Annotated in this window: 8 protein-coding genes; 5 read left to right on the forward strand and 3 right to left on the reverse strand. The window is 72.0% G+C overall.

Going from position 1 to position 10481, the window contains the following annotated elements; genetic code table 11:
- Positions 1-18: 18 nt before the first annotated feature.
- Positions 19-4575, reverse strand: a complete 4557-nt coding sequence (locus ACWCPM_RS18185; RefSeq protein WP_450977197.1) for a peptidase C14 caspase catalytic subunit p20 — start codon at positions 4573-4575, stop codon at positions 19-21.
- A gap of 79 nt (positions 4576-4654) precedes the next feature.
- Here ACWCPM_RS18185 and ACWCPM_RS18190 point away from each other — a divergent pair, with 79 nt between their 5' ends.
- Positions 4655-5647 carry a translation initiation factor 2 gene (locus ACWCPM_RS18190; RefSeq protein WP_450977198.1) on the forward strand — a complete coding sequence of 331 codons (993 nt, stop codon included), beginning with the start codon at positions 4655-4657 and terminating at the stop codon, positions 5645-5647.
- 825 nt (positions 5648-6472) lie between these two features.
- On the opposite strand, the gene ACWCPM_RS18195 is transcribed toward ACWCPM_RS18190, so the two are convergent.
- The gene (locus tag ACWCPM_RS18195; protein ID WP_450977199.1) at positions 6473-6763 is read right to left on the reverse strand and encodes a hypothetical protein; all 291 of its coding nucleotides are present in this window, start codon (positions 6761-6763) and stop codon (positions 6473-6475) included.
- A 163-nt stretch (positions 6764-6926) separates the two neighbouring features.
- Positions 6927-7592 (reverse strand): HD domain-containing protein, encoded by a 666-nt coding sequence (locus ACWCPM_RS18200; RefSeq protein ID WP_450977200.1) that lies wholly within the window; start codon positions 7590-7592, stop codon positions 6927-6929.
- Between the two features lie 297 nt (positions 7593-7889).
- Here ACWCPM_RS18200 and ACWCPM_RS18205 point away from each other — a divergent pair, with 297 nt between their 5' ends.
- From ACWCPM_RS18205 to ACWCPM_RS18220, 4 genes are all read left to right on the forward strand, one after another.
- The gene (locus ACWCPM_RS18205) at positions 7890-8291 is read left to right on the forward strand and encodes a hypothetical protein (protein ID WP_450977201.1); all 402 of its coding nucleotides are present in this window, start codon (positions 7890-7892) and stop codon (positions 8289-8291) included.
- A gap of 74 nt (positions 8292-8365) precedes the next feature.
- Positions 8366-9022: a class I SAM-dependent methyltransferase gene (locus ACWCPM_RS18210; protein ID WP_450977202.1), complete on the forward strand. Its 657-nt coding sequence runs from the start codon at positions 8366-8368 to the stop codon at positions 9020-9022.
- Between the two features lie 185 nt (positions 9023-9207).
- Positions 9208-9588, forward strand: a complete 381-nt coding sequence (locus ACWCPM_RS18215; protein ID WP_450977203.1) for a VOC family protein — start codon at positions 9208-9210, stop codon at positions 9586-9588.
- Positions 9589-9688: 100 nt separating this feature from the next.
- The gene (locus ACWCPM_RS18220; protein ID WP_450977204.1) at positions 9689-10396 is read left to right on the forward strand and encodes a hypothetical protein; all 708 of its coding nucleotides are present in this window, start codon (positions 9689-9691) and stop codon (positions 10394-10396) included.
- Positions 10397-10481: the final 85 nt, after the last annotated feature.

Genomic DNA, 10481 nt, shown 5'->3' on the forward strand with positions numbered 1-10481 from the left:
TGCCTTGGTCCCGCCCCGTCAGACGGTTCGGGCGCCCGCCGCCCCCTGGTGCCGATGCGCCGACCGGTCCTCGGACACGAAGCAGTCCTGAGGCAACCGGATCAGGTCGCACCGGTCGTTTCCCTGGAGCGCCACCACCAGGCCCTCCGGATCGAGAGCGGCGTCCACGGCGAGCACGCCGTATCCACGCCACGGGACGCCGTCCTCGTGCAGCCACCTCCTGGCCGCCACATCCCAAGCGCGGAGTGCCGTCCTCTCGTCGCACACCAGCAGCACGGGCCGCTCCGGGGAACCGGCGAAAGCGAGCCCGGTGACCTTCCCGCTCTCGCCCGGAAGCCGCCTCGGGGCCAGGCCGAGGCCGGCCGAGCAGTCCTTCACGTAGACGCCGCCGTCCACCCAGGCCAGCACGGGAAAGGACTCCTCGTCCTCAGGGTCGTACCGTTCCCCCAGTGCCAGATGGGCCGGGCGCACGGACGTGATGGGGTGTTCGACCCTGGGACGCCCCTCGCCGTGCCTCCACAGCCGCAGTTCGTCGCTGAGGTCGGCGGCCAGCCAGTACGTCCCGTCCCGCATGACCCTGGCGTCGATTCCGCAACAGTGCAGCCCGGCCCAGGTGGGCGTTCCCGTGCGCCAGCCGCCGGAGGCGTCGACCGGCATGTCCGCGTGGACGATCCGCCCACCGTCCGGGACACAGATCCGCAGCCTCGCCGCGGCGGGGTCGACGGCGAGCCCGAGGGCCGGGACGCGTTCCCCGGCGTCTCCCTCCAGCCCGAGATCGTGCCGCGCCTCGACGGACAGGTCCTCGGACAGCCGCCACATCCGTACGGTGCGCTCCGCCGCGGCGACCACCACCCACCCGCCCGCGGCGTGCACCGCGCCCACCGCGGTCACCGGCTTCCGGTGGGTGAGGACCGTGACCGGAGCCGACGCCGCGGCTCCCGGGGCCGGCCGCGACACCAGGACGTCGTCGCCCCAGGTGCGGCACAGGAGCGGCGCCCCCTGAGGCGCCTGTGCCAGGGCCACCGCCGGTCTCTGGTTGCCCGGCCGCCGGAGGGTTCCGTGTCCCGCCCTGAGCGCGGCAGCCACATCGAGCATGCGGATGTCAGGGCCGTCGGCCACGGCGAGCAGACCCTGTCCACCGGGTTCGAAGGCCATGGCGCCGTCCCGTGGTGCCGCCAACTGGAACGCCGCTTCCCGTCGTCGCGGCCCCTCGACGTCCCAGACGCGGACGGTGACCGCTTCGTAGCCGGCGAGGAGCAGATCGTCTCCATGACGGCCGAAGGCGAGGCCCCGGGCCGGGGACGCGAGTTGACGCACGAGCCGTACCGTGGGCGGGGCGAGCGGCGCCGCCGGGTCCGTCTCGCAGCGCCAGACGCGTACATGGTGTCCGTCGGCGACGGCGATCCAGCCGTGGACCGCCTCGCCCCGCGCTCCCTCTGCCCGTGACCCGTTCCCTGTCCCGGAGATCGCCGTGGCGGCCAGGGCGGGCGCGTCGAGTCCGCCGAGGTCCGTCCGCGCGTCGAGGAGGCCGTCGGCTCCCCTGATGCCCCTGTCGACCTCGAACAACTCGGCGCGGCTCCCTGCGGCCAGTACGAACAGGCGCGACTGCAGCCGCAGTGCGGCGAGCCGCTGGACGTCCATCGCGCGGATGTCCGTCAGGTGGGTGCCCTCACGGGGCATCCCGCCCTTCCAGGACCACATCCACATCCGCCGTCCGTCCGCCGCGAGAACGACGGTCTCCGAGGCCCGTTCTGCCGCGGCGAGGGCTCGCACGGCGCCGCCCCAGCGATAGACGTGGTCGGGCGGACGGGAGCCGGAGTTCCAGAAGTACACGGCCCTGTCGTCGCGGGCGACGGTGGTCCAGTGCGGCCCGGCCCCCACCTCCCTGACCTCGGTCAGGGCGCTCCCTCGCTCGTCCGACGATCCGCGGGTACGGCGGGTCAGCAGCCGTGTGCCCGACTCCGGGTGCAGGACGAGGACCTCGCCGCGCCCGCCCGCGGTGAGCGTGTCGCCCTGCACGAGCTCCGCCGCCCCCGTGGGGGCACGCCAACTCAGCGCCCTGGCCCCGCCCAGGGGAGCGGCACGGCGCCATTCCAGGGGGTCCGGGCTACGGTCGGTCCAGTACTCCTGCCACGGCAGGAAACCGTCGGTCGCCGCCGGTGTCCGGTAGGCGCCGTCCCGGTGACTGACGAAGGCCGTCGCCCTGAGCAGGGCCTTACGGGACAGCAGAGCCGCCGCGGGCAGCGGGAAGGACGACTTGCCGAACCAGCCCGCGACCCGTCCGTACAGGGCCGCCTCGTCGCAGGTTCGCGCGAGCCCGGCGGCGAGCGGCAGCATGACGTCCGGATCGGTCCTCAGAAGGAACGTCACGTCCTCGAACAGCGCCCGCAGTTCGTCGGGCCCGGCCTGCGCCGCGTGCGCACCCAGATAGCCGGAGGTGTACTCGTCCGCGTCGCTCCAGTCGTCCCCGGTGTGGGCGCGAAGCGCCGCCACGACCTTCCGGTGGGCGCCCTGGGTGTCGAGTCCGGCACCGGTCAGGAAGAACTCGCCGTAGCTGGGATGGGCCAGTTGACAGGTCGAGAAGCCCGCTCCGGTGCCGCGCGGAGCGCTCTGCGAGGCGACTATCCCACCGCCGGCTCTCTGACACACCTGCCGCAGATCACCGAGAGTGATCTCGGAGGTGCCCTCGTTCCGCAACGCGTTGGCCATCGACAGCCAGGTCCTGCCAGGCGGCAGACCGGGCCCCTGGAGCACGGCCAGGGCACGCAGGACTTCGTGCGCGCGCTCCGCACCGGGCTGCGCCGTGAGGTGGTCCACCTCCTCGGCCAGGCGTCTGTGCAGATCCATGCCGCCGGACCGCATCCAGGAGGACAGCTCGTCCTCGGTGACGACCCGTGGCCGGCGGGCGAGTTCCGCCGCGGCCAGACGGGCCACCAGGAAGGAGCCGTGACTGCCCGCCGCGATGCGCCCGGCGGTCCAGTCACGGGCGTCCTCGCTCCCCTGCCCCTGGTAGGGGGAGCCTTCCCCGTCGAGCACCGAAAGCGCCATGTCCGTGATGCTCCCGCGCGTCTCCTCGTCGTCCCCGAGGACCACGGGACCGACGCTCTGGTCCAGCGTCTCGAGCAGCGACTCCTCCTCGGCGGGCGCGGCGGAACGCCTGCGGGGCTGGGCTCGGGTGCCGACGACGACGCGGACGCCGGGAAGGCCGGACAGCGGGTTCAGCAGGTGCCGGGCGATGTCGTGGGCCTGATCCGGGAGCGCCTCGTCGAGCGCGTCGAAGAGCAGGTTCACGGAGCCGGCCCGGGAGACCAGGTCGTCGACAGCGCCGCAGCACTCTTCCGCGCTGACCGGCCCCTCCGGCCGAGCGGTCATCTCCTGGAAGTGCGACAGCACCTGCCACAGCGCCGTGACCAGCGAGTGGACCGAGTGGCCCTTGCAACTCAGCGCCGCGTGCACGGTGCCCGTGCGCGGCAGTGTCGAAGGGTCGGTCTCCGGGCCGAGCGTCTCCCGCCACTCCGGAACCGAGGTCAGGGCGAGACGGCCGAGCAGAGCGGTCTTCCCCGCCCCCGCCAGGCCCGTCACCACGAGCAGCCCCCTGGGGTGCGTGTCCATCCACCGCACGATCCGGGCCAGGGCACGCTGCCGGCCCGCGAAGTGACGGCTGAGATGGCTGTCCTTCTCCAAGCCGAACTGCTCGGCCTCCGCCCAGGGCGCGCGCCCGACCAGCGTCGCGGGTGTGTAGACGCGCCGCTCACCGTCGCGGAAATGGGGGTTGACCAGGAAGCTGTTGGGCAGCGAGCGCACCTCCGTGCACCCCGGTCGCTGTGCGGGCTCGTCGAGACCGGAGGCGGCCGCTTCGGCGTCCACGGCGTCCCGGAGGTACGGGAGAGGCAGATAGAGGGCCGAGGGGTCGAACGGGCGGGCATGGTCCGGCGCCACGAAGTCCGGCTTGGACAGCGCCTCCTTCAGCCACCTCACCCAGCGGCCCTCGGGAACCTGCGCGTCGACCCCCGAGGTGCCGATGACGGCGAAGCCGACCCGCCGGTTCTGCCGCGCCCGGTCCACGCTGGTCCGCTCCAGGTCCAGCGCGTGGCGCAGCGCGGCACCGAGATGGCTGTGGGAGGAGCACGCGTCCACGACGAGAAGGGTGTCGGTCTCGCAGTCGGGGCGCAGCAGACGGTCCACGAGATCCGTCAGGGCGAGAGCCGACCCGGGTGCGAACCGGCCGGATTCCCAGGAGTCGCCGCAGGCGAGGAAGTAGCCCTCACGCCCGAGGTGGTGACCGTGTCCCGTCCAGTAGAGGATCTTCCGCTCGGCGTCGTGCGCGAGGAAGTTCTCCAGGCCGTCCCAGAGCTGCCGACGGCTGGTGCCGCCCGCGTCGACGGCGCGGCAGTCCCCGAAGCCCAACCGGTCACGGGCGATCGCGGTGAACTCGTCGCGGACGTCCGCCAGGTGGGGCCGCCTCAGTTCCTGCCGCCTGCTCCGGTCGGGATGCGCGTAGTCGGACACCGCCACGGTGCCCACCAGCGACGAGGACCGCCGAGCGGACCTGACAAGCGACAGGTTGGTTGCCACATCGCTCCGTATCATGGTGATGTCTGCGATCACAGCGCCGTTCTCTGCACAACAGAGTTTACGTGAGGGGGAGTTGAGGATGAATCGGGACAGGTTCACGGTCGTCGGCCGGGAGACCGGGTGCCACATCTTCGAGGGCGACGGGACCCGTCCCATCCTGGAGGAGAACGTCCACGTCAAGTACCGGCCGCAGCGCGTGGAGTTCCCGGCGGAGATCGGCGAGTGGCGGCACGCCGTCGAGGCGGAGGAGCAGCGCAGGGCGGCACGCGGTCTGCCGCACCGCTGGAACAACGACCGCTTCGCCGTCGAGCGGGTGGTCGTGGCCCGCACCCACCTGGCCGAGGAGCCCGTCGTCACGCTCTCCCTGCAGGACGCCGACTACTACGACTTCCTCACCACCTCCCTGAACCTGGAGCGCCGGCAGGACAACGGCCAGACCCTGCGCGAGCAGTACCTGGAGAGTCAGGACCCGGCTCACGCGCCCGCGTGGATGAACTGCAGTTTCGGCGTCAACGTGGCCGTGGAGACCGGCAGGGACGGCAAGATGCTGTTCTCGCGGCGCAGCGCCCACGTGGCCGGGCCGAACAGTTCACGGTGGAACTCGTCCGCCAACGAGGGTCTGGCCCGCCATCACGACCTGCCCGCGGACGGCAGCCCGGTGAGTCTGCACGCCGTGGCCCGGCGGGCTCTGCACGAAGAGCTCGCCGTCCATGCCACCGACACGCTCGACCTCGAACTTCTCAGCTTCGGCCTGGATCTGGACAACCACCAGTGGGCCGGCTTCTTCCGCGCGGTACTGCCCGACCTCGACGAGGAGAGCCTGCGGCTGCGCTGGACACGGGGCATCGCCGACAAGTGGGAACACGACCGCTTCGACTTCGTGCCCGCCACCGCGGCCTCCGTGCTCGGCTTCATCGCGGACCGGCCGAAGGACAACTGGACCCCCTGCGCGCCGGCGCTCTTCTATCTCGCCCTGGTACGCGGTGCCGTACGGCGCGACGGCGGGGATCCCGCCGCCCGCTTCAAGGTCGAGAAGGCCGAGCAGGAGGTCACCGAGGGCAGGAACCTGTGAGCGGGTCCGTCGCGCTGTCCACCTGCCGCCGAAGCCTGTAGCCGCTCGTGGCTGCGCGAGCCCGGCTCCGCGCGGCGGACGGTGGTCGGCTGTCGGCCCTGAGGGCAGAGCAACCGCTCGTCGCGCGGCTCCGGCTCGCCGGCGAGTGGGTGCTGCACACGGATGTGCCCCACGTCGCGGCGGCGGACCTCGCGACGGGCCGGGCCCACCGAGCGTCGATGGAACCGATCCACCGGGCCTGCCCGATGTCGTCCCCGTCGGTGACGCAGCGGTTACGGCGGGCGACGTGCGAACGGTGTCGAGTGTGCCGGTGAAGGCCTGCTCATGGGTTCCTCGATCACGGTCGGTGCCGGTCCCGTGCCCGCTCCCGGGGCGTCTGATCCCGACCGCCGCTACCAGATCAGACACCAGTAGACGCCGGAATGCCCGGTGCCCACCGACGTCACGCCCGCAGGGAGCAGGCTCGGATCCGGTTGGCCGACGGCCGACAGCGAGCAGGCAGGGTCGCCGACGACCCCGGCGGCGGCCATCCGCCGAGCGGCGTCGTTCGCCGCCGCGCTCGTGTACCAGCCTGTCGAGGAGGGTGCCGGCGTCGGGGACGGTGTCGGCGTCGGCGCGGCTACGGAAGGCGGCGGCGTCGGTGTCGGCGAGGTGGTCGACGGGGGTGGAGTGGGTGTGGGCGTCGGCGCGATCGTCGTCGGGGGTGGCGTGGGCGTCAAGGACGGCGTGGGTGTCGAGGAGGGCGGCCTGGGCGTGGACGGCGGCGTCGTGGGACTCGGTATCGTCGTCGACGGCTGCGGTGCCGAGGGGTGGGCCGAAGGCGGCTCAGGGGTCACCGCGGGCGGCGGCGCGGGTGTCGTCCGCCCGGCCGTCGGCGGGGGCCGTGAGCTGGGTGTCCCCGGTTGCTGGGGGCGGGTCGAGGTGGGAGAGGACTCCGGCGTGCGCGCCGACGTCGACGGTGCCGCGGTCGGCGTCCCCGGTGTCGGCGTCCAGGGCGGCGGGGACAGATCGCCGGAGGCCGTCGGTCTCGGGCGGGGCGTGCCGCCGTCCTGCGACACCAGCGCCCAGACGCCGATGCCGCCGAGGACGAGCACGGCGGTACCGCCTGCGATCCACGGGGCCCGCCGGGGTGGGCGTCGGTGCCGGTTCATGTCTCTCACTGTCCGAAGGTCGCGGCGATGCCGCCACTCGGGTTACCGACTCCCCCGGTCAGGGAGCCGGGGGAGTGGCGGGAGAACGGATGTGCGGGAACGTGGCGGTCCGACGGCGCGCCGTCGCGTCAACGCCCGGTGCCGGCCGCAGGGAGGTCCAGCGGGTTGTCCGCCATCCTGGCCTCCAGACCTGACCGTACGGCCCCCGCCGCGGAACTGTCGGACTTGCGCCTTGCCTGCTCCTGGAAGCATGTCAGGAATTCCGTGGCGAGACCGAGTCGCGGATAGCGGCCGAGCACTTCGGCCCTGAGTTCCGGGGCGAACTCGTCGGCGTTCCTGCCGACGATTTCAAGGGCTGTCGCCCGGCACAGCACGTGACCCTCCGGATCCACGGAGACGTCGACCTCGGGCCACATGTGGCGGACGATGACCTCCGCCAGCCGTTCCCGGCGTTCTCCCGGCCATCCCGCGCCGGCCGCGAACACCCGCGCGACGTGCCCGCCGGCCGCCTCGAAGGACATGGTGTGGTTGTCGAACTCCGTCACCAGCCCCATGTCGTGCAACAGGGCCGCCACGTAGAGGAGTTCGTAGTCCACACCGATGCCCTGCGCCTTCGCGCGGGCGGCTGCCCACAGATAGGCCCGGACGGAGTGGTTCAGCAACGCGGCGGACTGGTAGGCGGACGCCAACTCCAACGCGGCGGCCGAGGCCGCGGTCTCCGGGACCAAGAGATCGTCGAGCGTGATGCCTCCCGTCGACGGCTCCGCGCCGGGGGTCGCAGGATTGTCAGACATGGCATGTTTCCTTCTGCTGTCGATACGCAGGGCCGGGCCGACCTGCGGAGGGGCGGACATCGGCGGACACACTTTGACCCTAGACCTGGGGTGGCCCATCCGCTTGGGCCACTCGAAGGGGGAGTCGGTGGGCCGTTCAGTGGTGGCGGAGCCGCGCCATCCGCGAAACCGCGCCAGCCGCGCGGTTATTGCCGTACGGAGCGCGACGATGGCCGACGATCCGGCATGAGACGATCAACCCACTGGCGATACGTGCATACGTATACACGTACACACGAGCAAACGGGGGGGGGCGGCATGGGCATGCGCATGGGCGCGGGTATCGGCAGAGGATCCGGCGGGGCGCTGGGATCGCGCCGGGAGCCTACGTGTGCTGAACGGCTGACCGAAGGCCTGACAGTGGCCGTGGCCTCTGTCCTCGCACTCGGTTTGCTGGCCGGACCTACGATCGTCTTCGGCTCGACCGCCTGGCACCTGATCACCGACACCGGCACCACCGCCTTCAGCCGCTTCACGGTGCCGGTGGTCCTGCTCGTTCTCGTGGCGTCGCCGCTCGTCCTGGCCCGGGTGGTGTTCACCGCGGGGCGGCGCAAAGGCAGGGAGCCGATGACGGCGGCGGTTCCGGCGGCGTTGACGCTGCTCGGCGCGGCCGTCGTGCTGCTCGCGGTGCTGTGCCTGATCCTCGTGTACGGGGACTGATCTCAGGCCGGGCACTCCTGCTGGATGCCGCCTTCTCGAGTCTCGCCCCGGCGCCAGGGGCTACCGTCGCGCCCATGGTCGAACACGATGCCCTCCGCGCCACCCGCGAGGCCTACGACGCCGTTGCCCCCACCTATGCGGAGCTGTTCCGGGACGCGTTGCGCGACAGCCCCCTGGATCGTGCGATCTTGGGTGTCTTCGCCGAGGCCGTGAGGGCGGGCGGCCAGGTCGCGGACCTGGGGTGTGGCCCCGGCCATGTCACCGCCTGTCTGAACGAGTTGGGGCTGAGTGCGTTCGGTCTGGATGCCTCTCCCGCGATGATCGAACTGGCCCGCCAGGCATACCCCGGCTTGCGGTTCGAGGTGGGCTTGATGACCGCGCCGGACATCGCCGACGGCGTGCTGGGCGGCGTACTCTCACGGTGGTCCATCATCCACACCCCACCGGAGGAACTCCCTGTGATCCTCGCGGAGTTCCATCGGGTGCTGGCACCCGGCGGCCACCTTCTGATCGGCTTCTGGGCGAGCGATGATCACTCTCACCCGACGCAGGCCTTCGACCACAAGGTCGCGCCGGCCTACCGCTGGTCGCCCGATCACCTCGCCGCGCTCCTGCGCGCGGCCGGGCTGGCCGTGGTGGCTCGGACGGTACGTGAGCCTGAGCCTACCGACCTGCGGCAGTTCCAGGAGGTTCACCTGCTGGCCCGCAAGGCCGGTCCTGAGGCTGCCTGACCGGTTCTGCCGAGGGCTCCCAGGCGCACGACGGTCGCCGACCTCCGCCGGCCGGCCGCGACCTGAATTCGATTCGCCACCGCTGCCCCCGCCCGGTACGGTCACGCGGGTGTCCTCACCGCCGGAAGTCCTTGAGATCTGCGCGGCGTCCCCGGCGGTTCCCCCACCGAGAGCAGGTTTCGTCTATGGCATGCCGTATCGGTGAGCTTGTGCTGGGCTGCCGCGAGCCCGAGGTGCTGGCACAATTCTGGTGCGAGGTGCTGGACTTCGTGGTGCTGGATCGCGAGGACGACGGGAGCATCGAGATCGGGCCACGCGAAGGGTTCGGCGGTGCCCAGCCGACGATCTTCCTCAGCATCAGGGACGAGCCCGAGCCCGGGAAGTCCCGGCTGCACATCGACGTCAACCCCACCGACCGTGATCAGGAAGCCGAACTCGAACGCCTCCTGGAGCTCGGTGCGCGCCGTGCCGACATCGGTCAGACCGGGGAGGAGCAGTGGCACGTCCTCGCCGATCCCGAGGGCAACGAGTTCTGCCTGCTCAAGTCCCGCCTCGCCCCGCTGTGACGGCTCCCGTCGTGGGGCTGCAGCTCTCGGAGCCTCGTTCGGACTCGGGCTCGGACTCGGGCTCGGGCGACGGGTAGCGGTCGCGTGCGAGGACGCCGCCGTGCTGGATGAGATCGACGCGGTGGACTGGAACTCCGTACCGGGCCATCCCGACTGGTACGAGCCGGACCGGGCCGCCCATGGTCTGCGCGCGCTGGCCGAGGCGGCGAACCCGGTACAGGCCGCGCAGGCCGGCACGCGGCTCGGTGGCGGTGGCATCGTCCACGGCCACAGTGGCGCCGTGTTCCCGGCGGCCGCGGTGGCGGCCCCGCTGCTCCTGGACATCGCCCAGCAGGGTCACCCGGCGGCACGCGACACCGCGTTGGGGCTGCTCGACGAGGCGCTGTCGTGCTACCCGCACGCCGGGTACACCCGGGTAACGGGCCCTGACGGCACCGCGGTTCCCCTCTGCTGTGCCATCGCCGACCACTTGCGAGGGCGGGTCGAGTTTCTCGCGGGGCTGGGCAGGAGGGGCCGGTCGCTGCTGTCCGACGCCGCCGCGCACTGGCGTTTCGAGGTCCGCGAGTGTGTCGCCGACGGCGGCGACACGGCGGCTTTCGGCCTCCTGGCCGGCCGTCTCCCCGACGGTGTGCACATGGCGGAAATGCATCTTTCCGGAGCCACCACCGTACTGAGCGGACTCACCCTCGAGTACCCGCCCGTGGACGGCTCTCTCGAGGCATGCCTGCGGTTGACCGACCGGGCTCCGGGCGAACTGCCGCCAGGCGCCGTGCTGTTCCCGGCGGAATGCGGGAATTCCGTGCACTGAGCGCCACACGGCCATGCGCCACACGGCCATGCGCCACACGGTCAAGAGCCGCAGGGTCAAGAGCCGCAGGGTCAAGCGCTGCACC

The sequence above is a fragment of the Streptomyces sp. NPDC002309 genome (assembly GCF_053593375.1).

Coding starts and splice junctions, on each gene's coding strand:
- ACWCPM_RS18190 (WP_450977198.1), top strand. CDS start 4,655: ATGAATCGGGACAGGTTCACGGTCGTCGGCCGGGAGACCGGGTGCCAC.
- ACWCPM_RS18200 (WP_450977200.1), bottom strand. CDS start 7,592: ATGTCTGACAATCCTGCGACCCCCGGCGCGGAGCCGTCGACGGGAGGC.
- ACWCPM_RS18205 (WP_450977201.1), top strand. CDS start 7,890: ATGGGCATGCGCATGGGCGCGGGTATCGGCAGAGGATCCGGCGGGGCG.
- ACWCPM_RS18210 (WP_450977202.1), top strand. CDS start 8,366: ATGGTCGAACACGATGCCCTCCGCGCCACCCGCGAGGCCTACGACGCC.
- ACWCPM_RS18215 (WP_450977203.1), top strand. CDS start 9,208: ATGGCATGCCGTATCGGTGAGCTTGTGCTGGGCTGCCGCGAGCCCGAG.